Source organism: Chloroflexota bacterium (assembly GCA_016875535.1).
GTDB lineage: Bacteria > Chloroflexota > Dehalococcoidia > SHYB01 > SHYB01 > VGPF01.
This window is the reverse complement of sequence record VGPF01000036.1, coordinates 1-25,213: the sequence shown is the minus strand read 5'-3', so window position 1 is coordinate 25,213 and position 25,213 is coordinate 1. Positions and strand designations below refer to the sequence as shown.

General features: G+C 64.6%; 20 protein-coding genes. 12 read left to right on the top strand and 8 right to left on the bottom strand.

Annotated features, from left to right (window positions below; translation table 11 throughout):
* Positions 1-51: 51 nt before the first annotated feature.
* The 4 genes from FJ039_09745 to FJ039_09730 are packed head-to-tail and all read left to right on the top strand — an operon-like array spanning position 52 to position 3,845.
* Positions 52-1,008 carry an ABC transporter permease gene (locus tag FJ039_09745; protein ID MBM4406443.1) on the top strand — a complete coding sequence of 319 codons (957 nt, stop codon included), beginning with the start codon at positions 52-54 and terminating at the stop codon, positions 1,006-1,008.
* Positions 1,009-1,019: 11 nt separating this feature from the next.
* The gene (locus FJ039_09740; GenBank protein ID MBM4406442.1) at positions 1,020-1,958 is read left to right on the top strand and encodes an ABC transporter permease; all 939 of its coding nucleotides are present in this window, start codon (positions 1,020-1,022) and stop codon (positions 1,956-1,958) included.
* Positions 1,900-3,075 (top strand): ATP-binding cassette domain-containing protein, encoded by a 1,176-nt coding sequence (locus FJ039_09735; protein ID MBM4406441.1) that lies wholly within the window; start codon positions 1,900-1,902, stop codon positions 3,073-3,075. The genes FJ039_09740 and FJ039_09735 overlap by 59 nt, the downstream gene beginning before the upstream one ends.
* 2 nt (positions 3,076-3,077) lie before the next feature.
* On the top strand, positions 3,078-3,845 hold the full coding sequence (locus FJ039_09730; GenBank protein ID MBM4406440.1) for a hypothetical protein: 768 nt from the start codon (positions 3,078-3,080) through the stop codon (positions 3,843-3,845).
* 78 nt (positions 3,846-3,923) lie between these two features.
* On the opposite strand, the gene FJ039_09725 is transcribed toward FJ039_09730, so the two are convergent.
* Positions 3,924-4,559, bottom strand: a complete 636-nt coding sequence (locus tag FJ039_09725) for a hypothetical protein (GenBank protein ID MBM4406439.1) — start codon at positions 4,557-4,559, stop codon at positions 3,924-3,926.
* A gap of 19 nt (positions 4,560-4,578) precedes the next feature.
* On the opposite strand from FJ039_09725, the gene FJ039_09720 reads away from it, so the two are divergent.
* The gene (locus FJ039_09720) at positions 4,579-5,469 is read left to right on the top strand and encodes an SDR family oxidoreductase (protein ID MBM4406438.1); all 891 of its coding nucleotides are present in this window, start codon (positions 4,579-4,581) and stop codon (positions 5,467-5,469) included.
* A gap of 21 nt (positions 5,470-5,490) precedes the next feature.
* Here FJ039_09720 and FJ039_09715 read toward each other — a convergent pair whose 3' ends face one another.
* Both FJ039_09715 and FJ039_09710 read right to left on the bottom strand, forming a co-directional pair.
* Positions 5,491-6,819, bottom strand: coding sequence for a histidine kinase (locus FJ039_09715; protein MBM4406437.1), 1,329 nt, complete (start codon positions 6,817-6,819; stop codon positions 5,491-5,493).
* On the bottom strand, positions 6,819-7,493 hold the full coding sequence (locus FJ039_09710; protein ID MBM4406436.1) for a response regulator transcription factor: 675 nt from the start codon (positions 7,491-7,493) through the stop codon (positions 6,819-6,821). The genes FJ039_09715 and FJ039_09710 overlap by 1 nt, the downstream gene beginning before the upstream one ends.
* Positions 7,494-7,679: 186 nt before the next feature.
* On the opposite strand from FJ039_09710, the gene FJ039_09705 reads away from it, so the two are divergent.
* The 4 genes from FJ039_09705 to FJ039_09690 all read left to right on the top strand — a co-directional run bounded on the left by FJ039_09705 (position 7,680) and on the right by FJ039_09690 (position 12,801).
* The gene (locus tag FJ039_09705; GenBank protein MBM4406435.1) at positions 7,680-8,921 is read left to right on the top strand and encodes a PDZ domain-containing protein; all 1,242 of its coding nucleotides are present in this window, start codon (positions 7,680-7,682) and stop codon (positions 8,919-8,921) included.
* Between the two features lie 189 nt (positions 8,922-9,110).
* The gene (locus FJ039_09700; GenBank protein MBM4406434.1) at positions 9,111-10,148 is read left to right on the top strand and encodes a hypothetical protein; all 1,038 of its coding nucleotides are present in this window, start codon (positions 9,111-9,113) and stop codon (positions 10,146-10,148) included.
* A 57-nt stretch (positions 10,149-10,205) separates the two neighbouring features.
* Positions 10,206-11,096, top strand: coding sequence for a cytochrome c (locus FJ039_09695; protein MBM4406433.1), 891 nt, complete (start codon positions 10,206-10,208; stop codon positions 11,094-11,096).
* Between the two features lie 583 nt (positions 11,097-11,679).
* A complete protein-coding gene (locus FJ039_09690) occupies positions 11,680-12,801 on the top strand; it encodes a hypothetical protein (protein ID MBM4406432.1) in 1,122 nt (373 codons plus the stop codon).
* A gap of 78 nt (positions 12,802-12,879) precedes the next feature.
* On the opposite strand, the gene FJ039_09685 is transcribed toward FJ039_09690, so the two are convergent.
* A complete protein-coding gene (locus FJ039_09685; GenBank protein ID MBM4406431.1) occupies positions 12,880-13,725 on the bottom strand; it encodes a hypothetical protein in 846 nt (281 codons plus the stop codon).
* A gap of 78 nt (positions 13,726-13,803) precedes the next feature.
* On the opposite strand from FJ039_09685, the gene FJ039_09680 reads away from it, so the two are divergent.
* Positions 13,804-15,267 (top strand): amidohydrolase, encoded by a 1,464-nt coding sequence (locus tag FJ039_09680; protein ID MBM4406430.1) that lies wholly within the window; start codon positions 13,804-13,806, stop codon positions 15,265-15,267.
* Between the two features lie 19 nt (positions 15,268-15,286).
* On the opposite strand, the gene FJ039_09675 is transcribed toward FJ039_09680, so the two are convergent.
* Positions 15,287-16,981 carry a D-aminoacylase gene (locus FJ039_09675; protein ID MBM4406429.1) on the bottom strand — a complete coding sequence of 565 codons (1,695 nt, stop codon included), beginning with the start codon at positions 16,979-16,981 and terminating at the stop codon, positions 15,287-15,289.
* A 104-nt stretch (positions 16,982-17,085) separates the two neighbouring features.
* Between FJ039_09675 and FJ039_09670 the strand changes: the two genes are divergently transcribed.
* Positions 17,086-17,835, top strand: a complete 750-nt coding sequence (locus FJ039_09670) for an inosine monophosphate cyclohydrolase (protein MBM4406428.1) — start codon at positions 17,086-17,088, stop codon at positions 17,833-17,835.
* 24 nt (positions 17,836-17,859) lie between these two features.
* On the opposite strand, the gene FJ039_09665 is transcribed toward FJ039_09670, so the two are convergent.
* The 3 genes from FJ039_09665 to FJ039_09655 form a co-directional block, all read right to left on the bottom strand.
* The gene (locus FJ039_09665; protein MBM4406427.1) at positions 17,860-21,924 is read right to left on the bottom strand and encodes a hypothetical protein; all 4,065 of its coding nucleotides are present in this window, start codon (positions 21,922-21,924) and stop codon (positions 17,860-17,862) included.
* Positions 21,925-22,215: 291 nt separating this feature from the next.
* Entirely contained in the window at positions 22,216-23,172 is a 957-nt protein-coding gene (locus FJ039_09660) for a ribose-phosphate pyrophosphokinase (GenBank protein ID MBM4406426.1), read from the bottom strand.
* A 4-nt stretch (positions 23,173-23,176) separates the two neighbouring features.
* On the bottom strand, positions 23,177-24,043 hold the full coding sequence (locus FJ039_09655) for a hypothetical protein (GenBank protein MBM4406425.1): 867 nt from the start codon (positions 24,041-24,043) through the stop codon (positions 23,177-23,179).
* A gap of 113 nt (positions 24,044-24,156) precedes the next feature.
* Here FJ039_09655 and FJ039_09650 point away from each other — a divergent pair, with 113 nt between their 5' ends.
* Positions 24,157-24,912, top strand: coding sequence for an SDR family NAD(P)-dependent oxidoreductase (locus tag FJ039_09650; protein ID MBM4406424.1), 756 nt, complete (start codon positions 24,157-24,159; stop codon positions 24,910-24,912).
* The last annotated feature ends 301 nt before the right edge of the window (positions 24,913-25,213 follow it).

Here is a 25,213-nt window from a genome sequence, read left to right as displayed (position 1 = left end):
AGGACCCAATCATCCGTGGCTAACGCCCCTTAGGCGAATGAAAGGCAGCGCATGCGACGCTACGCCATCAGGCGTCTGCTCATCGCGATCCCTGTCCTCTTCCTCGTGACCATCGTCGCGGCCTCCCTGGTGCGCCTTGCGCCCGGCGATGCGGTGGTGCAGGCGGCAGCGGAATCGAACGCGGCCGTGAGCGAGGAGCAGCTGGACGCGATCCGCAAAGAGCTTGGCCTTGACCGGCCATTCTTGGTGCAGTACGGCGATTGGATATCCGGCGTTTTCGTCGGCGATTTCGGCCACTCGCTCAGCCAGGGCGGGCCGCCGGTCTCCCAGACTATCAAGCGGGCCATCCCCATCAGCCTGGAACTTGCCATCATGGCGATGCTCATCTCCATCCTCATCGCCCTGCCCATCGGCATCTGGTCGGCCATCCGGCAAGACACACCGGGAGACTACATCGGGAGGCTCTTCGCCATCGCGGGCCTCTCTGTGCCGGATTTCATCATCGGCACCATGGTCATCCTCTTCGGCGCCGTGTGGTTCAGCTGGACGCCGCCCCTTACTTACGTCAGCTTCTTTGACGACCCGCTGACGAATCTTCAGATGATGATTACCCCGGCGTTGATCCTCGGCTTCCGCCTCTCCGCCATCACCATGCGCATGCTCCGCTCCTCCATGCTGGAGGTGCTGCGCCAGGATTACGTGCGCACGGCATGGGCTAAGGGCCTCCGCGAGCGGACCGTTATCGTCCGCCACGCCTTGAAGAACGCCTTCATCCCCGTCATCACGGTCATCGGGACGCAGATAGGCTTCCTCGTCGGCGGCGTCGCCATCATCGAGTCCATCTGCAACCTCCCTGGGATCGGGCGGACGATGATCACCGCGATACGGCAGCGGGATATCCCGGTTATCCAGACCATCCTCTTCTTCTTCGCAGGGGCCATCGTGTTCATCAACCTGCTGGTGGACCTCTCTTACGCCTGGCTGGATCCCCGGATCCGGTACGAGTAGGAACGCAGACCATGGCCAATCCCGCGGCGACGATGGGCGCGCACAAGACCAGGGGCAGGTCCCACTGGATCGTCCGCGCGCCCGTCAGCTTCCTCAAGTTCTGCCGGGCCAAGCCCCTCGGCGGCATCTCCGCGATCATCATCTTCAGCCTGCTTGTCATCGCCATCTTCGCGCCGCAGATCGCGCCCCATGAGCCCACGCGGACCTTCGTGGGCAAGCCGAACCTTTCGCCCAACGGCGACTTCTGGTTCGGAACGGACAACCTGGGGCGCGATGTGCTCAGCCGGGCCATCTACGGCGCGCGCGTCTCCATGAAAGTCGGCTTCATCGCCGTCTTCTTCGCGACGTTGATTGGCGCGTCCATCGGGGTGCTGAGCGGCTATTTCCAGGGGAAATTCGATATCATCGTCCAGCGCCTCATGGACGCCATCCAGGCCTTCCCATCCCTCATCCTGGCCCTGGCCATCGTGGCGGTGCGCGGGCCGAGCATCAACAGCGCCCTCATCGTCATCACCGTGGTCCTTATCCCCGGCGGGGCGCGCATCGTTCGCGGGGCGGTGCTCTCCGTGAAGCAGAACGTCTACGTGGAGGCAAGCAGGGCCCTGGGGGCCTCCAACTTCCGCATCATGTTCAGGCATATCCTGCCCAACGTCATGGCCCCCATCATCGTGAACGTCTCCATCCTCCTCGGCGGAGCGATCCTGTTTGAAGCGTCCCTCAGCTTCCTGGGCGCGGGCGCAAGCGTGGAGGAGGCGACCTGGGGCTTGATGATCAGCGGGAATGCGGGCACCGGGGTCAACACTTCGATAGACTTCCAGACCTACCCGTGGCTGGCCTTAGTGCCGGCAGGCTGCATCAGCCTGGCCGTCTTCTCCTTCAACCTGCTGGGCGATGCCATCCGCGATACCCTGGATCCGCGCCTGCGCGGGGGCGGCGGGCGCATCACGTAGCGCTCCGCCATCCGCACCTTCCATTTCCTTGCGGCAGTTTGCTACACTTTTGCTTCACGCTTTTACATCCGCGGGCACGCGTGCGCCTAGAAGGGCTTCCATGATCGAAGTACGCGATATGGTGAAGGTCTACCCGGACGGCACCAAGGCCGTCTCCGGCATCAATTTCGCCGTGCGGGAGGGGGAGTTCTTCGGCTTCCTTGGCCCCAACGGCGCGGGGAAGAGCACCACGCTCAAGGTGCTCTCCACCCTATTGAAGAAGACGTCAGGCGCGGTGAAGGTCGCCGGCCATGACGTGGACCACGAGGCCGTGCAGGTGCGCCAGAGCATCGGATTCGCGATGCAGGAGGTGGGCTTGGACGACCTAGCCACCGGGCGCGAGTTCCTGGTGCTTCAAGGCATCCTCTACAAGCTTCCCGAAAAGGAGGCCAAGAGGCGCGCGAACGACCTCCTGGAGCTCATGGGCCTCACCGATGCCGCCAACCGCAAGGTGGGCGCTTATTCGGGCGGCATGCGGCGGCGCATAGACCTCCTGGGCGCCCTTATCCACCGTCCCAAGCTGCTCTTCCTGGACGAGCCGACGACGGGCCTGGACCCGCAGAGCCGCCTGGCGATCTGGGACTACCTAAAGCAGATCAACAAGGATGGCGTGACCATCGTCCTCACCACGCAGATCATGGAAGAGGCCGATAAGCTGTGCGAGCGGCTCGCCATCATAGACAAAGGGACCATCGTGGCGGAGGGTTCGCCGGACAGCCTGAAGTTAGAGGTCGGCGGCGACGTGGTCTCCATCAGCATCGGCAGCGCGGCGGCTCAAGCGAACGACGAGATGCGCGGGAAGGCCAAGGCGGTCTTGGCTTCCCGGCCCGGAGTGGTAGGCGTCACCCAGGAGAACGGCGCGCTCCTTGTCACGGTGAAGAATGGCAGTGCGGCGGCCCCGGACCTCATGCGGTCCCTCATCGAAGGGGGCGTCCCCGTCTCCAGCATCGGCGTCTCCGAGCCGACGCTGGACGATGTCTTCCTCAAACATACTGGAAAGAAGATTCGCACTGACTCCGCCAGCGGCGACGGCGTGGACAATGCGATGCGGGCCTTCATGGGCCTGAAGAAACGATAGCCATGCTGGAGATCGCGCGCGAAACCTACTACCTCTACCGCAGGAACCTGCTCATCTGGCTCAAGGCGCCGGCCTTGGTCATCCCCTCCATCTTCATCTCGATCTTCCTCTTCCTCGTCTTCGGCGCCTCATTCGATGGCGTGGTGAAGCTGCCGGGCTTCCCCATAGAGGACTACAACGCCTTCGTGACTGGCATGATCATCGTCCAAGCCGTCGTCTTCAGCGGCAGCGATGCCGGCTTCGCCCTCGTCACAGACATCGCCTCCGGCTACTTCGATAAGCAGCTGCTGGCGCCCATCCACCGCATGTCCATCCTCTTCGGCCAGCTGCTCATGGCGGGGACGCGCGCCCTGGTACAAGCGATGGTCATCATCCTCGTCGCCATCGCGCTGGGCGTGGAGTTCAAGACCGGCGTTCCCGGGATCGTGACCATCATCCTGGTCTCGGCGGGCTTCGGCATCACCTGGTCGAGCCTCGGCATCATCATCGCGCTCCAGTCCAAAAGCGCCCAGGCCACCCAGGCCTCCTTCATCCTCTTCTTTCCCCTTATCTTCCTCACAGATGCCTTCATGCCCAAGGACTTCCTCTCCGGCTGGTTTAAGGTGGCAGTGACCATCAACCCCGTCTCCTACGTGCTGGAGGGCATCCGCGCCATGGTCATCTCCGGCTGGGACTGGACGCCGATCTCCCACGGCCTGTGGGCGCTCATCGGCCTTACGGTGCCGCTGGTTGCCCTGGCCACGTGGCTCTACAGGAAGTCCACGGCCTAGGGGGCGACTCTCTGCCGCCCCATTCGTCCTTGTTATCGCGATCACCAAGCTGAACCGGCGCTCCAGCTCGTGGACTAGCTATCCAGGCCTCTTCATCGGCCGGACGGGATGGCGAAGGATGGTGCGGATCTTCTCAGGCGGCACGCGACGTGGGTCGGAGAGGTAGATCTCATGGTGCGCGCCGTGGAACTCCATGCCTCGCTCCTTGGCAAAGGCCTCCATCTTCTCCACATTCGGCTGCTCCTTATCGTACGGGCCGATGTGCAGAAGCTGGACGGAGGGCCCTTCGCGCATCGTCTCTAATTTGACCTCGGCGGCAAAGGCGGTCTTGCCTTTTTTCTGAACGGCGGCGATGGCCTGTTTCAGATCGGCCTTGGTGATGAACTCGGGCGTGCGTATGACAAGCTTCCATCGCCACTCCTCAGGTTTCCCGGCCTCCCAGCGCCCTTCGCCGATCTCGCCCGACCACCAGAACCCTTCAGGGCCGGCGACCTTGTAGTCCCTGCCCTTGGCCTGTTTGACGGCGAACTTCATGGTGTAAGCCATGGCATAGATCGCGCCCATCTTTTCGTGGAAGGCCGTGCCGGTCGGCGCTCCCTTGCCTTCGATCGCTAGGTAGAGGCCCTTGGAGACATTGACGAGCTGGGGCGTCTTGGGCATCACGTAATCGTCCTTGTGCTGTTTGTAGAGGTCCACCTTCTCCGCTTTCGGCATAGCCGCCTCCTCAGGCAGGATGATTCCCCATTTTCGGCGGCTTATGCGAAGGCGGCATGAAGCATCGGGCGAAAGACGTGTCGGGCGTGTGAAGGCGCCGCCGTTGCAGGCTTGCCGCCGGTGCTACACTAGCGCGACTATGCGGTTCAAAGACAAAGCAGTCATCGTCACCGGGGCGAGCGCCGGGATAGGCCGCGCCATCGCCAGCTGCTTCGCGAGCGAAGGGGCCAAGGTGGTCCTGGCCGCCAGAGGCAAGGCGGACCTGGAGAAGGCTGCCAAGGAGCTTGAAGGGGCGGGTGCGCACGTGCTGGCCGTCGCCACGGACATCTCCAGCGAGGCGCAAGTGAAGAGCCTCTTCGAGCAGGCGGTCAAGCGCTTCGGCGCGGTGGACGTTCTGGTGAACAATGCCGCTCGCGTGGGGCGCATGGGCCACTTCATGGAGATGCCCGCCGAAGAGTGGGAGCTGGCATTCAAGACCAACGCCATGGGCACGATGTTCTGCAGCCGCGAAGCCCTGCGGGTGATGCAACCCAGGAAGTCCGGCGTCATCATCAACATCTCGTCCATCGCCTCCCTCTCCGGCTTTTACCCCACGATGCCGTACAACCAGAGCAAGGCGGCGATCAACAACCTGACGCTGGACCTGGCGCGCATCGGCGCGGCGGACGGCATCCGCGTGAACGCCTTGGCCTTGGGCCCCGTATATACGGCCTCCATGGGCAGAACGGTCAGCCGGGCGCTGCCGGGCCCATCGGAAAAGCTGTGGGACTGGTTCGGGATGGCAAAGCCCGCAGGCAAGCCCCTCTCCGGGGAAGACGTTGCCGGTGTGGTGGCCTTTTTAGCCTCCAAGGAGGCGCGAGGCGTCACCGGGCAGATCATCAGCATGGTGACGCGGATAGACGATCCGTAGCCGGCGCAACTTCGGCAGGCGCTACGGGTTCGCCGGTTGTTCCTTGGCTGAGGCAGGCGTGCCCGGCTCCGGCAGTCTGGAAGGCGCGGCATCATGGGCCAGCTGGGGCAGGCGCACCCGCACGGTGGTCCCAGCGCCCACGCGGCTCTCCACTTCGATGGTCCCCTTGTGCGCATCCACGATCACCTTGGCGATGGAGAGCCCCAGGCCTGCGCCGCCCGCTTCGCGCCCACGGGCCTGATCGGCCCGGTAGAACCGGTCAAAGATGTGCGGCAGGTGCTCCGGCGCGATGCCCTTCCCTGTGTCCTTCACAGCGAGCGTCGTCTGGCCGTGTTCGCCAGTGACTGCGATCTCCACCTTGCCGCCGCCGGGCGTGTATTTGAAGGCATTGTCCACAAGGAGCAGGAGGAGCTGGCGCAGGCGCTCCCTATCGGCGGAGGCATAGAGGCGGCCGGGCATCGCGAGGCATTGCACCTGCAATCCCCTCTCCAACGCCAAGGGGCGAACGCCGTCCGTGAGGCGGTGGGCCATCTCGCCAAGGTCCACCGGTTCCAGGCGCAAGGGCAGGCGGCCCGCGTCCGATTGGGCAAGGGTCAGCAGGCCGGAGACCAGGCCGTTGAGGTACTCCGTCTCCGAGACGATGCTCTCCACCAGGTGGCGGTTCTGGTCAACGGTCTGGGCGCCGTGGCGAGCCAGCAGTTCGCCGCTGCTGCGGATGAGCGTGAGGGGCGTGCGCAGCTCATGGGAGGCATCGGCCACGAAGCGGCGCTGGCGATCGAAGGCACGGGTGATGGGCACCATGGCGCGCCCGGCCAGGAACCAGCCGCCAAGGATGGCGAGCAGAAGCGCGCCTGCCTCGGAGAGGCCCAGGATCCAGGCGAGCTTTCGCAGCGCCGCCTCTTGCGATTCGATGGACGTGCCGACCTGCAGCACACCCAAGGGCCGCCCGCTCGGAGTCGTCACGAGCACGGAATAGACCCGAACATCCTTTCCGCTGACCTCTATTGTGCCGAATTGCGGCTCACCCGTGAGGGCCTTGCGGAAGCCCTCCGGGTCCGGCGACGAGGAGACGTCCACATTCTGGGGGTTCTGGAAGATCTGCCCGGAGGGGTCTATGCCGAGATAGAAGGCGTCTCCGCGAAAACCGGTGCGCGGCAGGACGAAGTTGGAGCCGGGGCGGAAGACGAGGTTCTGGACGGTGTCCCGGCTCTTCTCCCGAAGAGAATCGTCGGCGGCGTTATAGAGGACGTTGGCTGTAACAAAATAGATGCCCAAGCCAAGGGCCACCAGCAGGCCTATCAGGACCAGCAGGTTCCAGACAAGGAGCTGGTTGCGTATCTTGGTGAACATCACTCGCTCCGCAGGGTATAGCCGACTCCGCGCACCGTCTTCACCAGCTCCTTCGCGCCCTTCTGGTCGAGCTTGTTCCGAAGGTAGTGCACGTAGAGGTCAACGACGTTGTTGGTGATATCAGGGCCGTAGCCCCAGACGCGGTCGGCGATCTGCTCCCTGGTGTGGACCTTGCCCTGGTTGCGCATGAAGTACTCAAGGAGCGCGAACTCCTTGGGCGTGAGGTCAATGGTCTGCCCGTCATAGGAGACGTGGTGGGCCTTGAGGTCCATGGCCAGCTTGCCGAAGGCGAGGAGCGCCGGTTCGCGGGTCTCCACCTTGCGCCGCGAAAGGGAGCGCAGGCGCGCGGAAAGCTCCTGGAAGGCGAAGGGCTTCACCAGGTAGTCATCGGCGCCCGCGTCCAGGCCCTCCACGCGATCGGCCACGGCGTCCCGGGCGGTGAGCATCAGCACCGGCGTGGCCACCTTGGCCTTGCGCAGGCGTCGGGTCACCTCCGGCCCCTGGAGCTTGGGCAGCAGCCAATCCAAGACGATGACATCATAGGAGCCGGTGGAGGCGAACTCCAGGCCCTGCTCGCCATCGTGCGCAAGCTCGACGATGTGGCCCTCTTCCTCCAAGGCCTGCTTCACGATCTGGGCCAGCCGCTTTTCATCTTCCACGATGAGGATGTGCATGCCTCCAAAGTATACGAAGCGGCACAGCCGGGCAACTAGCCGATCCAGAGGAAAAAGGCCGAGCAACAGGTTAGAATCATCTGTGAGAAACTCTAATGTGATTCAAAAATTGCGCGCGTATGCTGTTCCACAGACCGCGCGAGAACGTATTAGATAGTGCACAGCACGAACGACCGGAGGCTCCCCATGGACAACCTTCAGGGAAACGAACAACCGGTAGACAGCGCATCAACGTATAGCCCGCCGCCGGAATACCCGCTCGCTGGTCCTCCCCCCGCGCCCAAGCGGCAAGGCAGGCGCATGTGGCTCATCGCAGCCGGACTGGCTGCCATCTTCATCCTTGCTATGGGCGTGACCATCGGCGCCGTCCTGCCGGATGGCACAGCCACAGGCGCCCCCCGAGTGCAAAACATCGTGAGCACGGATGTCTATGATGAAGCGAAAGTGACATCCCTTTATGACACCGTTATCCCCGCCATCGCCAAGATAGAGACACGCCAGGCCCAAGCGAGCGGGCTCCCATTCTTCTCCCAATCGCAGGGCAGCGGCTTCCTTGTGGATAGCGATGGCCGCTTTGTCACGAACTACCATGTGATAGACGGCGCGACCCGGGTCACCGTTATCCTCCAGGATGGGCGGCGCTCCAGTGGAGAGGTCATCGGCTCTGATCCGAACAACGATGTCGCCGTCGTCAAAGTCCCCGCGGACTTCGTGAAAGGCGTCGCGCCCCTTGCCTTCGCCGATTCGGCCAAAGTGCGCCCGGGCCAGATGGCCATCGCCATCGGCAGTCCCCTCGGCGAGCAGGGGACCGTGACGGTGGGCGTGGTCAGCGGCGTCAACCGCACGCTGCCCTCGGTCACCCGACGCTCCATCGTCGGCATGATTTCCACGGACGCGCAGATCTTCCCCGGCAATTCGGGCGGGCCGCTCTTGAACTCCTCGGCTGAGGTCATCGGCATCAACACGGCCGTGACCACCGGCGATCAGGCCCGCCTCGGCTATGCCGTTCCCAGCAATACGGCCAAGAGCGTCTACCTTCGCATCACTTCCACGCCCGGCACGGGCGGCGGCGCGGTGACGGTGAAGCGCGCCTGGCTGGGCGTCACCATCTCCACGCTCGATGCGGAGAGCGCGGCGAACCTGGGCCTGAGCGTCCAGCGCGGCGTCTACGTGACAAGCGTTGTGCCGGATAGCCCCGCCTCCAAGGCGGGCCTGCGCCCCGCCACAACCGCCACTGGAGGCCTGGCAGGGCCCGGCGGCGATGTCATCCTTGGCGTGGACGGCAAAGCGGTCGCCACGGCCGATGAGCTGATCGCCGCCTTCAATAACAAGTCCCCCGGAGACAAGGTGACCCTGCGCATCCTCCGCAGCAACCGGGAGACGAACCTCGAGGTCACGCTGGGAGAGTTCCCCACCTCGCTCAATTAGCTTAGGTTGCCGTCCTCCGCCTTGCCGGCTGACCTCCCCCGGCCGCAGGCGGAGCGGCTTCCCTCCTCTGCCTCGGAAAGGCCCGGGCCGAACCCTCCCGGGCCTTTCCCTTTGAGCAGATCGCTGCCTTGACACTCCAGGCGGGCGCAAGTACTCTCCTCCAATCCGCTTCCGCCTGGGGAGGATGTCATGCCAGCGTACAAAGTCATTGATGCCGATGGGCATGTGGAACCGGCGCCTGTCTGCGATTGGACCCGCTACGTCCGCGCCCCCTACGGCGCGATGGCGGACAAGCTGGCCAAGGCCGCCTTTGACCGCTCCGGCGACCTGACGACGACGCGGCGCGGCGGGCTGGACGCCAAGGCCCGGCTGGAGGATATGGACACGGAGGGGATAGACGTCTCCGTGCTCTTCGGCGGCTCTATGGGGCTCTCCACCGGAATGGCGGGCGAGGACCGGGCCTTCGGTAAGGCGCTGGCCGAGGGCTACAACAACTGGCTCCACGATTTCTGCGCGGAGAACCCGGACCGCCTCAAGAGCGCCGCCCTCATTGACCCGGACGATATTGACGCCGCCTGCCGCGAAGCGCGACGCGCCGTGAGCGAGCTGAGGGCTGTGGGCATCGTGATGCGGCCATTCCACAAGAACCTGACCGTGGACGACCCCTACTTCTTCCCGCTCTATGAGGAGTGCGAGAAGCTGGGCGCGCCCCTCCTGGTCCACGGCCCCGGCGAGTTCCGCAAATATCTCCAGGAGCGCTATCACACGCACTTCCGCCGCCACTCGCTCGATTTCCCCGTCTCCATCATGATGGCCACGCAGGACATGATCTGCGGAGGCGTCTTCGAAAAGTTCAAGAAGCTCCGCGTGGCGCTGCTGGAAGGCTCCGCCGGGTGGGTGCCCTGGTTCCTCCACCGGCTGGACGAGCACTTTGAGAAGCTGCCGCACCACGTCCCCCACATCAGCGAAGAGCCGTCCGACCTGGCGCGCAGATACATCAAAGAAGGTCGCCTCTACTGGTCGTGCGAGCCGGATGAGAAGTACCTGCCCTTCATCCTGAACGAGGTTGGCGATGGCAGCATCATCTACGCCTCCGATTACCCGCACTGGGACGCCATCTACCCCAACTCCGTGAAGGCCATCGCAGAGCGGGAAGAGATCCCGCCGAGATCGCGGCGGAAGCTCTTGAACGAAAATGCCCTCAAACTCTTTGGCGGGCACATCTGAACGCCGCCTCCGCCCGTATCTCTAGCAACGCCGCGCGATAGCAGATAGGGGCGCTTGATGCCGCTAGCCTTCGTCTCTTCCGATTTCTGGCAACCGGACCGGGACCAGTGGAAGTCCTGGATGACCTTCGCGGCGCTGGCCCTGGCGCTCATCAACGTGGCTCTGATGCGCGTGATCTGGGTGAAGGCCTTCGGCCTGCAAGAGGCCACGTACAAACGACTTTCGCGCCTCCATCGCGCCATAGGCTATTCAGCATTCGGCATCATGATCTTCATCGCCGTCGTCACCTGCATCGGCATCATCGGCTACGGCAGTTATGACAAGCGCCCAACATGGCACTCGTGGCTCGGCATATCGGTGCTGGCGCTGATGCTCATCAAGGTCCTCGCCGTGCGTAAGGGACTGCCGGAATCGCCGAAGTTCCGCACGCGGGCGATCTGGCTGGCAGCGGCAGGCGTCGTCGTCCTGGCGATCGTCGCGGCCCTATCCACGGAAAAGGCGACGGCCTTTGTCCTACCGCTCTTCCCTGCGGTGGCGCTCCTTGGCTTTCTCCTATGGAAGCGGTTCGGCTATCTGCCCGTCGTCGGCAGCGGGCTCTTGCTGACCATCGCCCTGCTCTTCGCCTCCAGCGGCGGTTGGTGGTTCGCCGACCGGCTGAACGCGGGGGACAGGCCGAACGTCTCCAGCGTGCTGGGCATCGAAGGCGATGCCGAGCTTGGGGCAACCGTCTTCGCAAACAACTGCGCCTCATGCCATGGCAGGGACGGACACGGAGGCTTCGGCCCCAACCTGCGGAGCGGGACCTTCAACTATCGCTTCACGAACGAGCGCATCGCCCAGCAGGTGCGGCAGGGAAGCGGCAGCATGCCGGGCTTTGAGGCGTCCCGCATCTCCGACCAAGATCTGGCAGGGCTGATCGCCTTTATCCGTAACTGGTATACGAACTGACCGTTCTCCCTTCCACTCTTTCGCTCCCCACACATCCAAATCAGCCCGCATCACGTATACCGTGTTGGGTCAAGCGCCAAAAGGGGTCATCTATCCATAGGAGGTCTTCTTGCTCACACCCGCACGGCTTCGCCCACGCCTCTTCCTTCTTCTCGGCCTCTTTGCACTTATCGCCCTCGTACTCGCCGCCTGTAGCGACGACGAAGAAGAGCCGGCCCCCACAGCCACGTCTGCCCCGGCTCCCACTGCTACGCGCCCAGCCGCCACACAGCCGCCGGCTGCCACACAACCTCCGGCCGCCACTCAAGCGCCGACGGCTACACAGCCGCCAGCCCAGCCCGTCTCCAATAACCTCCCCGATTCTGTTGTTATTCAGCTGCGCGCCCAGAACAACTCCGGCCAGAGCGGCACCGCGACGCTCACGGCCCGCGGCGAGCAGACGGAAGTGGTGCTGAATCTCACACCCGGCGCCGCAGGGGTTGCCCAGCCGGTGCACATCCATTCGGGCACATGCAGCGCCCTTGGCGGCGTTGATCTCCCGCTCACCAATGTGGCGGACGGGCGCTCAACCACGATGGTGAATATGCCGCTCCATCTCCTGCGCCTGGGCCGCAACTCCATCAACGTCCATAGGTCGGCGCAAGAAGTCTCCGTCTATACCTCCTGCGGCGAGATCCCCGAATCGTGGACGGTGACCCTTGCCGCGCAGAACAACTCCGGCCAGAGCGGCGCCGCCGTCCTCACCGCCGTCAGCGCCACGCAGACGGAAGTGAACCTGAACATAACGCCGGGCGCGGCAGGCGTGGCCCAGCCGGTCCACATCCATGACGGTTCCTGCGCCGCCCTTGGCGCGGTGCGCTTCCCGCTGACCAACATCGCCAATGGGCGCTCCGTCACCACGGTGAGCGCCGCCATAGCCTCGCTACGCACAGGCGCCTTCTCCATCAACGCCCACAGGTCGGCGCAAGAGGTCTCCGTCTACGTCTCCTGCGGCGGCATCCCGGGCGCTTCGGTGATCCCCCTTTCGGCCGCGGCTAATGCCGGCGCCGATGGGCAGAACGGCTTCGCGGTGCTCATCGGAAAAGGCGAGCAGACCGAGGTGACCGTGAGCGTCCGCGGCGGCCCTGTGGCCAACAGCCAGCCGATCCACATCCACAACGGCACCTGCGCCACCTTGGGCAGCGTCCGCTTCCCGCTTACGAACCTGACGAGCGGCAGGTCCGTCTCTACGGTGAACGCCACCCTGGCTTCGCTCCAAACGGGCGCCTTCGCCATCAACGCCCACAAGTCGGCCCAGGAGGTCTCCGTCTGCACCTCTTGCGGCAACATCCCCGGCTCCGGCGGCGCGCCCACGCCCACGGCCACCGCCGCGCCTCCCGCGCCGACGACGCCCCCCGCAAGCGGGCAGACCATAGAATCGGCCATCCAGAATTTCCGCCTGGCCAACCTTACTGTGCCTGTGGGAGCAACGGTCAGGTGGACCAACCGCGATTCGGCTCCTCACACTGCCACGACCCAAGGCAACCCGCCCGCCCGGTTCAACAGCGGGACGCTGAACCAGAATCAGAGCTTCAGCTTCACCTTCACCAGGGCCGGGACCTACGACATCTTCTGCGAGTTCCACCCGGGCATGGAGGCCACCGTCACCGTGGGCTCCACCACCAGCAACACGAGCGCAAGCAGCCTGGGCTACAATTACAACTAACGACCCGCTAAAGGCCAAGGGGAAAGAAGAGGCTTCCTGTAGCAGGAAGCCTCTTCTTTTTTCCGTCTCTCTGGCGGGTTACCGGCCCTTGAACTTGGGGGGCCGCTTCTCCAGGAAGGCCTGCGTGCTCTCCTTGAAGTCCTCCGTGCCGAAGCAGACCTTCTGATAGTGCGTCTCCAGATCAAGGTGCGGCAGGAGGTCTTGCGCCAGGCCGCGATAGACGGCCTTCTTGGTGAGCTCGGCGGCGATGGGCGGCATGGCGGCGATCTTCTTCGCCAGCTCCATCGCCACGGTCATAAGCTCGGCCTGCGGCACCACGCGATTGACGATGCCCAGGGATTCGGCGGTCTTGGCGTCAATCCACTCGCCGGTGAGCATCCACTCCAACGCCTTGGCGGGGCCCATGAGGCGCGGGAGCGTCCAGGAGACGCCGTTGTTGGGCGCGATGCCGCGATGGATGAAGAGCGAGGCGAAGCGCGCGCTCTCCGAGGCGATGCGGATATCGCAGGCCATGGCCAGGGAGAAGCCTGCTCCCCCGGCGACGCCGTTGATGGCGCCGATGACCGGCTTAGTCATCTGGCGGAAAGGCAGGACAAGCTGCGAGGAGGGCGCCGTCAGCTCTCGGCGCGGCGGCCGCGCGGCGGAGCCGGGCGGCGCGTTCTCCCAGCCCTTCACATCAGCGCCCGAGCAGAAGCCCTTGCCCGCGCCGGTGACCACCACCACGCGCACATCGTCCTGCTGTCCCAAATCGTGCGCCGTCTGCTCGATGGCGTCATTCAGCGGCGGGATGAGTGCGTTCAGCCGCTCCGGGCGGTTGAGCGTCATGACGGCGACGCCGTCACGCTTTTCGACGAGGACGTACTGGTCGGGCATGGGGGACTCCTGAGGTTGATAGTCAGCCCGGCTATGATACACGCCTTGCATCGGCCTGGGCCGTTACGCCGCTTCCCCTGCGCTTGACGCGACCCTGGAGCAACCCTACCATCAGGCCCCGGAGGAGCCATGCCCGGAAAGCGCACGTCCGCCCAGGTGAGAAAGAGCCTTAGTCATCCCATCGTGGATGCCGATGGGCATCTCTTGGAGATCGGCCCCGTCCTCTTCGATTACCTGCGGCAAGTGGGCGGCGCCAAGGCGTGTGAGAGCTTCCTAAAGACGGAATCGGCGACGAATGAGCTCTTCCTGCTGGCAAAGCATCGCTGGCATGACCTGACGTGGGAGCAGCGCCGGGAGGCGCGCCTCCTCCCGCCTTCCTGGTGGAGCTTCCCCGCAAAGAACACCTTGGACCGCGCCACCGTCTCCCTGCCGCGCCTCCTGCGGAGCCGCATGGACGAGCTGGGCATAGACTTCTCCGTCCTCTACCCCACGGTCGCCATGGGTTTTGCCGCGATAGCCGATGAAGAGCTGCGCCGGGTGGCATGCCGCGCCTACAACACCTACGCCGCCGAGCTTTTCCGCGACTGCGCCGACCGCATGACGCCTGCGGCAGTGATCCCGATGGTGACACCGCAGGAGGCCATCGAGGAGATGGAGTTCGCTGTCAAGCAGCTCGGGCTGAAAGCCGTCATGATCGGCATCGTCCGCAGGCCGATCCCGGCCCTTGCGAAGGAGCGCCCCGACCTGGCGCATCTGGCCTTCCGCCTAGACACCCTGGCCTTTGAGAGCGCTCACGACTACGACCCGCTCTGGGCCGCATGCGTCCGGCTCAAGGTGGCCGCCGTCTCCCACTCCCGCGCCAGCGGGTGGGATAGCAGGCGCTCCTACCGCAACGGCATCTTCAACCACCTGGGGCACTTCGGCGCCGCGGGCGAAGCCCTCTGCCGCTCCCTCTTCATGGGCGGCGTGACCCGCAGGTTCCCCATGCTCAACTTCGGCTTTCTGGAAGGCGGCTCCGTCTGGGGTGCCTCCCTCTACAACAGCCTGGTAGCCCACTGGGAGAAGCGCAACCCCCGGAGCCTTCGCGAGAACCTGGACCCGGCCAAGATCAACCGGGGCATGCTGCTGCGCCTGGCCAAGGAGTACGGCCATCCGAAGGTACAGGCGAAGCTGGGAGAGATCGAAGCCTACCTGAACAGGCCATTCCCGCCGCCGGCGAATCTCGATGAGTGGGAGCCGTGCAAGATCAAGAGGGCCGGGGACATCCACGACCTTTTTGTCCCGCGCTTCTACTTCGGCTGTGAGGCGGACGATGAGATGAACGGCTATGCCTACAATGCCAAGGCGAACCGATTCGGCGCGCGATTGCGGACAGTCATGGGGTCAGACATCGGGCACTGGGATGTGACGGACACCAAGGACGTGGTGGCGGAGGCCCATGAGCTGGTGGAGCGCGACCTGATGACGGAGCGGGATTTCAAGGACTTCGTCTTCACCAACGCGGTGCGCCTGCACGGCGGGATGAACCGGGACTTCTTCAAGGGAACGCCCGTGGAGCGGGAGGCGGCGAAGGTCCTGGCTCGTGACGCCTAGGCCTTCCCGGCAGCGCCCCCTAGGTCTTCCCGGCAGCGCCAATGATGCTTCCCGGCAAGGCGCCTGTCGCCTTGCCATCGTCTATCAGCATCTGCCCGTTCACGATGACCGCCCTGATGCCCGTGGCGCGCTGGACCAGGCGGCGGCCGCCCTTAGGGAGGTCGTTGCGCAGTTCGCGCGGCTGGGCGGCGATGGACTCAGGGTTGAAGAGGACGATATCGGCGGCGAGCCCTTCGCGCAGGATGCCGCGGTCGGTGATGCCCAGCACCTTGGCTGACATGGAAGTGAGGCGGCGGACGGCCTCTTCCAGTGTCAGCGCATGCTCTTCGCGCACCCAGTGGCCCAGGAGCGTCGCGGTAAAGTCCACGCCGCAATCCGTGTCCAGGTGCGCGCCCGCATCGGAGACGCCGGGCAGGCAGTAGGACGAGTTGACGATGCCTCGCACCGCCGCTTCGTCGCCGTTCATAAAGCCGATATAGGCGAACTGGGTATTCAGATCCTCCGCTTGGGCCAGGTCCAGCAGCGCATCCGCCGTGTGCTTGCCCTGGCCTGTGGCTACGTCCTTGAGCTTTTTGCCTTCCAGCTGCCTGTGCTGTGGAAGGGCCGTTCGCGCGATGTGCAAAAGCTCCATCTTCTGCACCGCCCTTTGGGCGATGGCGAGACTGTCCCATGCCTCGCGGAGGCGCAGGCGCGTCGGCGGGTCGGCGATGAGGCGCATCTTTTCGCTGAAGGGCTTGGCGATGAACTCCTTCCATTCCGGCGCGCCGTCCAGCTGGTTCGTCCGGTGGAGGTTGAACTCCAGGTCCATGCGCTGGTACCTGCCCACGGCATAGATGCCTGCGCCTTCCTTGGCCGCGCGCGCCATGTAGTCCAGGTTCACCTGCCACTGTTTCGGCTTATCCCACCGGTGCATCACCGAGTTCCACAAGAGCGGGCAGCCCGAAGCCCTCCCCATGGAGATCATAAGCTCCTGGAATGGCTCGCTGACCTCGGATTGCCCCGGCTTGGGGTTCGCCGCGATGAGCCCTCCCGTGTCCTTCAGCACGGACGCCAGCTCCACAAGCTCCTCTGGCGCGCAGAGGCGGCTCGGCACAGGTTCGCCGTAGCCTCCGGTGTGGTGCGCCGTCTGCGATGTGGAGAAGCCGATGGCCCCATCGGCGATGGCCTGCCGCAGGATGGCCTTCATGCGTGAAAGCTCATCGGGCGTCGCGGCGCGCTGGTAGGAGTCCGCTCCCATCACGTAGTAGCGGAGCGCCGAATGGCCCACCAGCGCCGCCGCGTTCACCCCCACCTTGCCGCGCATCCTGCCCAGGTAATCGCCGAAGCTCTCCCACTCCCAATCGAGCCCGTTCTTCAGCACGTCCAGGGAGATGGCCTCCACCCTGGCCATCAGGCGCATCAGGTAGTCCCTATCGCCGGGGCGGACGGGCGCGATGGTGAAGCCGCAGTTGCCCATGAGGACCGTGGTGATGCCGTGCCAGGACGATGGCGTGGCGATAGGGTCCCAGAAGAGCTGGGCATCATAGTGCGTGTGCACGTCAAAGAAACCGGGAGAGACGACGAGCCCATCGGCATCCAGCGTCTTGGCGGCGCCGCCCGAGATCTTGCCGATCTCCGCGATCTTGCCGCCGCGCACGGCCAGGTCGCCACGGTAGGCGGGCCTGCCCGTGCCATCCACGATCCGGCCGTTCTTGATGAGGAGGTCGTACTGCATGGGCGGATTGTACGGGGGCGGTAGGATGAGGGCAAGAAGCGGAAAGAGAGGCCGCTGCGGCGCTCATACTGTATGCTGGTGCCACTTCACCATTTGGAGCAGGTATGACCTCCTCAATCTCTCTCTCAGACGGCATGAAGCGCCTTGCCGCCAACCCCTATCCCGGGCGCGGCATCATCGTCGGCGCGAACAGCATCGGCACGGCGGCGGTCCAGGTCTATTGGATCATGGGCCGCAGCGAAAATTCCCGGAGCCGCGTGATCCGCCGGGAGGGGAACGCCGTCAAGGTGGAGCCGCTGGGAGGCAGATCGCTGGCGGGCGCGGAGCTCCTTATCTACTCCGCCATGCTCCAGGTGGGCAGGCGGCACGTGGTGAGCAACGGCGACCAGACGGACACCATCGCCAACGCCCTCGCCTCAGGCCGCACCTTCGAATCGGCGATGCTCTCACGCCGGCACGAGCCGGACGCGCCTCACTATACCCCCCGCGTCGCCGGCATGGTGGAGATCGAGCTGGCGGGCGAGGACCAGGCAGGAAGGCCCCTCTTCACCCTTGGGAAGATCACCAGCAACCCCGCCGATGGCGCGCAATCCCTCCACAGCTTCCACAGCTTCACCAAGCTCACCCCCGGCACCGGCATGTGCATCCACACCTACGCGGGAGACGGCAACCCTTTGCCCTCATTCCGGGAGGACCCGTTCCTTATGCCGCTGAGTGCATCTGTGGACGATATCGCTCAGAAGGTGTGGGAGAGCCTCAACGCGGCCAACCGCGTCGCCCTCGTGGCGAAGGCGATAGATATCGCGACGGGCGCGGTGCAGTGGAAGGTCATCAACCGGCACGCGACCGCGTAGAGAACCGCCGTTAGGGAGCTTCGGCTATTGCCCCGGCTCCTGGGACGCCTTCAGCAATCGCTCGCGCAAGACGTCCATCTCGGTGAAGCGGTGGGCCAGCTCTTTGGCCCGCTCGCTGGCCCGGAACTTCACGCGCGCCTGGATGTGGGCGTTCTGCAGCTGGGCCGCATCGGCCTCGCTCACGCCCTCCGCCAGCAGCCCGCCAAAGGGCGTCTCGTCCGCCCCAAAAAGGGAGACGGCCTGGCTGTCTCCTTCCGTGGCGCGCTTCACCAGGTAGTCCTTCGCCGTCGGCGGCTTGAGGTGCGAACCCTGGAACCAGGTGATGGCGTCGCGCCCGGCGGCGAGGGTAAGCCGTCGCTTGATCTCTTTGGACGTCTCCGGCGCCAGGGAGATGCCTAGCTCCTCGTAGATCTCCTTGAGCAAGGTCAATGTCTCCAGGGCGCACCAATCGGTTGCCGAGAGGTATTCGTTCAGCGCCTTCAGGTATGGCTTGCCCTGAAGCACCTGTTGAAGGTCCTGGTAGGTTGGGTGGCGCGTCCACTGCGGCTCGTACCGGACTCGCAAACGGCCGGAGATCGCGCTCTCGAACGGGTCCTCTTCGGCGGAGGTCGTATGCTCGACGATCTCTTCCAACCACAGCAAGTCGGCTGAGGTGCGCAGCACCGGGATAGAGCGGACGAACTCCAAAAGCCGCTGCATCTGGGCGCGATCCTCAACGGAGAGGCCGCGTTTACCCGGATCGGGAAGGGCCAGGCGCTTGGGCACGTCCAACGCCGGGCGGCGCGACGGCGCGGGAAGGGCCGTGGTTGCCGCCGAGGTATCCGGCAGTTCGCGATAGGTGGGCACCGTGGGCACGGGGATGCGCTGCAGCTTCACCTTGCGCCGCCTGGCCATGTAGAGGGCGCCCGCGCCCACAAGGACAAAGGCCAGGATGACCAAGACGGAGACCACCCAGTACGAGACCGTCCCCGATTGCACGCTGAAAGGCTCCGACCACGGACCCTCATTGGAGGCGGCATCTATCGCCCGAACACGCCAGTAGTAGGAGCCGCGGTCTAGCGCCTCCTGACTCGCCAGCTTGTAGGAGGGCGTTGCCAGCTCTTTCTTCACCAGCACGGGGCTCGCGAAATCGGCGCTCTTGGCGATCTCCAGCGTATAGGTGACGCCGCTTGGGTCAATGGCCGGGTTCCACTTGAACTCAGGCCGGTAGCCCTTGAGCTTCGCGCCGCCTGCCCCATCGCTCGGCGCGCTGAGGGAGACGATAGGCGGCGGCGAGCTATCCACCGCGAAGACGGCCTGCGCCCCATTGCCGCGCGCATCCTGGGCCGCCACCGGGTGGTCGCCGCGAACGGACTTGGGGATGACCAGATTGACGCGGAAGCTGCCTAACGCATCCGTCTCCGCCGTGGCCATCGCCAGCCCGCGCTCATAGGAGACGGAGACCGGCGAAAGGGGCGCAAAGCCGCTGCCAATCACCGCCGTCGTCATGCCGATATTGCCGCCGGGCGGGTTCAGCGCCAGGCTCGGCGTTATCTGGAAGGCCAGCTCCGGGCGATTGGCCAGCGATGCAGAGCCTCCGGCTCCCGTCGCCTGGATCGCATGCTGGCCCGTGGGTAGCGGCGGCGGCTGAACCGTGACGGAGAAGGAGCCCGTGCCATCGGCACGGACGTTCTGGAGAACGGGGATGCCGTCGAAGCTGATGACGATGCCTCCCTCGCCTGGCCCAAAGCCGACGCCGGAGACCGTCACGGGAGCCGAGGGCGGCCCGGAGGTGCGGTTCACCGAGATGTTCGGCACGGTGCGGAAGCTCGCCTCGGCGGTGCTGCTGACGCTGGCCTCCCCGCTGGAGGCCCTGATGCTGTGCGCGCCGCCCGCCGAAACAGGAACAACGAACGAGCTTTGGAAGACGCCGCTCCCATCCGCAACGATGCCGGAGACGAGGCCGGCCCCGTCAAAAGTGATCGCGATGCCCCGCTCACTGGTCTTGAAACCGGAGCCGGAGACGCTGACGGAAGAACCGGGAACGGCAGATGGCGGCGTCAGGACGATCTTGGAGGTGATGGTGAAGGAGCCGTTCTTCACATTCGCGGACTGGGAGAGCGAGCCGGAGGCGATCACCTGATAGGTGTTCGCGGGAAGCGTGGGCACGGCGAAGGAAGCCGTCCACGAGCCCTGGGCGTCAGCCACTATTCCGGACGCCAGCGTCGTCTGCCCAAAGGTCACGGAGATGCCGCGCTCGTTTGCCCCAAAGCCGGCGCCTGTCGCCGCCACCGTCGTCCCCGGGGAGGCGACCTCCGGCAGGACGGAGACCACAGGCGTGACGGCAAAGGCCACCTCCACCACGGGCGCGGAGCCGCCTGAGCGCACCGGGTAGGAGCCCGAGGAAAGCGAAGGGATCGTGATCGTAGCGCTCCAGCCGCCATCGGCCGCGGCGGTGATATTTGATGCTACGGTGGCCTGGCCGATGGCGACCGCTATGCCCGTCTGGCTCGCCGGGAATCCTGCGCCGGTGACCGTCACCGGCGTCCCCGGCACGCCCTTATCAGTGCTGACCGCGATGGCAGGCGTCACCACAAAGGCCGCCTCCGCAGCCGGGGCGGAGCCGCCCGATCGCACCTGGTAGGTGCCCGAAGGCGATCGCGGGACCGTGAGCGTCACAGACCATGAGCCTAAAGAGTCGGCTGAGGTCGTCGCCGTCGCCGTTCCGAAGGTCACAGCAACGTTCGTCTGGTTGGCCGGGTAGCCGCTTCCATCAACCTTCAACGCTGTACCAGGCGAGCCCCGAGTAAGGGAGAGCGCGATGACGGGCGTGACGCCGAAGGTTGCCTCCACTGGCTGGACCCCGGGGCCGATGACGCGGACGATCAGCGGGCCGCTCGGGGCCGTGGGGATCGAAACCGTCGCCGTCCACAGGCCTTGCTCGTTAACGATGACGCCGACACCCGGTGACGTGCCCACAACCACCGTCACGCCCGATGCACTGGCGTTGAAGCCGAAGCCGTTGATGACCACTGATGTGCCCGGCGGGCCGCTGGTGCGGTCCAGCCGGATGCCGGAGGAGACGGAGATCGTGGCCTGCGGGACGGATGTCCCCAGCGTCAGCGAGCCCGAGGCGCGGACCACGTGGGAGCCTGCGGACGTAACCGGAACGGTGAAAGATCCCGACCACCTGCCTTCGCCATCGGCGGAGATGCCGGAGACCACGGGCGTCCCATCGAAGGTGACGCTGATGCCCCCTTCACCGGAAGAAAACCCGCTGCCCAGTACATTGACCGATGCCCCGGGCGCCGCGCTCGAACGGTCAATCGTTATCGAAGGCGTCATCGTAAAGGTCGGCACCGTGCCTCCCAGTGAAGCGCCTGATATGCCGAAGGTGTGAATGCCGCCTCGGATGCGGCCTATCTGATAGGTGGCGAGGAAGGTCCCCTGCCCATCCGTGTTCACCGTTTGGACGCTGGCTCCATCCAGCGTGAGGCTGAGGGACGTGCTTGGAGCAAACCCCGCGCCCTGGAGCGTTACTGTAGTCCCGGCAGTCCCGGTATTCGGGTTCACGGAGAGCCCGGATACCACCGTGAACGTTTGCGTCGGTGCGCCTCCAGCCCCGATGTTATAGACGCCTGCCGCCACAAAGGGCACCGTGATAGAAGCTGTGAACGATCCCTGGGCGTTCGCGGAGACCGTGGCAACGGTTTGCGTGCCGAAGGTCACCGCGATCCCTGTTTGGGATGCGCCAAAGCCAAGGCCGCTCACGATAAGGGACGAGCTGGGCGCGCCGATAGACCCGGAAAGGGAGATGGCGCTAGTTACTACGAACGTCGCGGTGGCGCTCCCCGCCTGGATCGTGCGGGCGCCGCCTGGGGAAGTAGGCACGGAAAAACTGAGGCTCCACGACCCGCTCCCGCTTGGGGTGGTCACAGATCCAAGGCTCGCGCCGTCAAAGGTCACAGTGAAGACGCTGCTCGTCGCGTAGTTGGAACCGACTGCAGTTACGAACGTGGTTTGCGGCGGGCCGCTCGTCGGCGTCAGCGTGATGGAGGGTGTGCTTTGCGCCTTCGCCACCTGCGTTCGCACCACGATGGCGATCGTCACTCCCGCTGCAAGCAGAACAAGAAGAGTCAGCCAGAGACGGCGTCGGTCACCGGAAGTAGAGGCGCCGCGTGGTCTCGAACGCAGCGGTGGAAGCTCTTGAGCGGTATTCCCCATATGCCGTTGAGTGAGGCTCTGCCGTCCGTCTTCTGTTCTACGTCGCTGATAAGTCTTGCCTAAGCAAGACCAACAGTGGAGAGAGAATCGTTCTGGCCCGATAGTATACAGGGAGAATCAGGGAGCGTCCCGCGAGTTATGTCACTACGGAAAGGCGTCCACTTACCGATGGCCGCTCTACAGCAGCAGACCGCCGACCGATTCGCCCTCATGGATGCGGCGGATGGCCGCTCCGAAAAGCGGCGCAACGGAGAGGACGACGATCTTGCCGTCGCGCTTGGCATCAGGAACCGGGATAGTATCCGTCAGCACCACCTCTTTGATGGAGCTGCTGCGGATGCGCTCGGCCGCCGGGTTTGAGAGAACGCCGTGGGTGGCGCAGGAGTAGATCGCCTTGGCGCCGTGCTTGAGAAGAGCCTGTGTCGCCGCCACCAGTGATCCTGCCGTGTCAATCTCATCATCGAACGTGAGGACGTTCTTCCCCTCCACTTCGCCGATGACATTGAGGCTCTCCGGCTGGCCCTGGATGCGTCGCTTTTCGATGATCGCCAGGGGCACGCTCAGCTTCTCCGCCATATCGCGCGCCCGCTTGGAGATGCCGATGTCCGTCGCCACCACCACCAGGTCCTTCAGGTTCTTCTTCTTGAAGTAGTCGCACAGGATGGTCAGGGCGCTCAGCTCGTCCACCGGGATATTAAAGAATCCCTGGATCTGTCCTGCATGGAGGTCCATGGTGAGGATGCGGTCTGCCCCCGCCGTCGTGAGCATATCGGCCAGGAGGCGCGCCGTGATGGGAACGCGCGGCTGGTCTTTCTTATCCGTGCGGCCGTAGGCGTAGTACGGGACCACCGCCGTGATGCGCCCTGCGGAGGCGCGCTTGGCCGCATCGATCATGATGAGCATCTCCATGATGCTCGTATTCACCGGCACGCACCACGGCTGGACGATGAAGACATCCCGCTGGCGGATGTTCTCCTTGATCTTGACGAAGATATTCTCGTTGGCGAACTGGGTCACGTCGGCTGGGGTCAACTCTGTCTCGAGGGAGGCGCAGATAGCCTGGGCGAGTGGGCGGTTGGCGTTGCCCGTGATGATCTTGAGCCCGGCGTTATAGCGCTGAAAGTCGTTCTTCACCAGGCTACCTCCCTGTGTACTTCGGCGAGCGCTTCTCGCGGAACGCCTGCGCCCCTTCGCGGTGGTCCTGCGATGAGAGGGTAATTGTCTCGCTGGCCGCGGCGAACTTCATCGCCGTCTCCAGGTCAATCTCAAGCCCCTTGTAGAGGTTCAGCTTCGCCAGCCGCAGGGCAATGGGCGGCCCCGCCGCCAGCCTCTTCGCCAGCTCCATGACGGCCGTCTCCAGCTGTTCCGCAGGGACAAGCTTGTTCAGCGCGCCGATGCGCAGGGCCTCTTCCGCCTCGATCGCGTCTCCCGTCATCACCATCTCCGCCGCCTTCGCCAGGCCGATGACGCGCGGCAGGAGCCACGTGCCGCCCCAGCCGGGAAAGAGGCCGATCTTGATGTAGGAGGATGCGAAGCGCGTTGCCGGGCCGCCGATGCGCATATCACAGGCGAAGGCGATGTCCATCCCCGCGCCGGTGGCCGCGCCGTTCACCATCGCGATCGTCGGCTTCTCCATGCGCTGGATGCCCAGGATCACGGCCTGGGCGGGCTCGAAGCCGCGCCGGATCTCTTCGATGGCCTCTGAGCTGTAGGCGCTCTTCTCTTCGCCCCCCGCCAGCGTCTTGATATCGCCGCCGGAGCAGAAGGCCCTCCCCGCGCCGGTGAAGATCACGACGCCGACGCTATCATCCTTGGAGACGTCCGTGATGGCGGAGACTAGATCGTCGGCGACTTCTGGGGCGAGTGCGTTCAGGCGTTCGGGGCGGTTCAGCGTGACCTTGGCGATGCAATCCTTCTTTTCGACGAGGACGAATCGGAGCGGAGCGGTCACTGCTAACTCCCCATGAGAAGATTGAGCCTGAACATTATAGCAATGGAGACGCAGTCATGAAAGAGAACCGGCCTTTGGCGCACACGGCTACCTCCTCCCGGCATATCGCACGATATGCCATTCCTGGTATGGTATGAGCCGATCGGATCAACGACAGAGGAACACTCATGCAACTCAAGGGCAAAGTCGCCGTCGTCACCGGCGCCAGCAGAGGCATCGGCAAAGGCATCGCCGCCGTTTTCGCACGGGAAGGGGCTTCCGTCGTCGTCGTGGCGCGCACGGAGCGGACCGGCGGCAAGCTCCCCGGCACCATCTATGAGACGGCGGAGCAGATCATGGCACGGGGCGGCACGGCCCTGGCCGTCCGCTGTGACGTAACCAGCGAGGAGGAGGTCGCCGCCATGGTGCGCGCGACCACGGAGAAGTTCGGCCGCATTGACGTCCTGGTGAACAACGCCGGCGGCTCCTTCACCTACGGCAAGGTGGCCGATTATCCCGCTGACCGCTTCGATAAGGTGATGGCCCTGAACGTGCGCGGTGCCTTCCTTTGCTGCAAGGCCGTCCTTCCGGCCATGACGAAGCAAGGCAGCGGTGTCATCGTCAATATCACCTCCGGCGCGAGCCAGCACTTTTCCGTGCCGGGAGACACCGTCTACGGCATGTCCAAGGCGGCGGTGGATCGATTCACCATCGGCCTCGCCAACGAGGTGCGGAAGCTGGGCATCGTAGTGGTGGGCGTCCAGCCCGGCATGGTGCGGACGGAGGGCATAGACCTGGTGCTCAAGGGCAAGGAGATGGACTGGTCCAAGTGGCAGACGCCGGAGGAGGTCGGCCCGCCCCTCGTCTGGCTCGCGCAGCAAACGCCCCAGACCTTCACCGCGCGCATCGTCCGCTCTACCGATTTCGGCACCCTCTGGCCCTAGCTCAGGTTCATCGCCTAAGGCCCGAGAGTCAAATCTCCCCTCCAACCCTTGCTCCCTCCTCACCTCTGCGCTCTCTGTCATTCCGATGACTCTCATTCCTATGAGTCCGGACCGCTCGGACCGTGTGTGTCCTCACTCCGCATGTTGCATCGGGGCCGCACCGGAGCGGATAAATCTCCCCCTCCTTCCTCCATTCCTTCTCCCTAATCTTCTTCATCTGTGGGTAGCTTCTCTTGTCCTCTCCCCACTTGACGTTAGTACTTATCATTGAAGTAGAGGAACGTATGGCGATACACCCTCA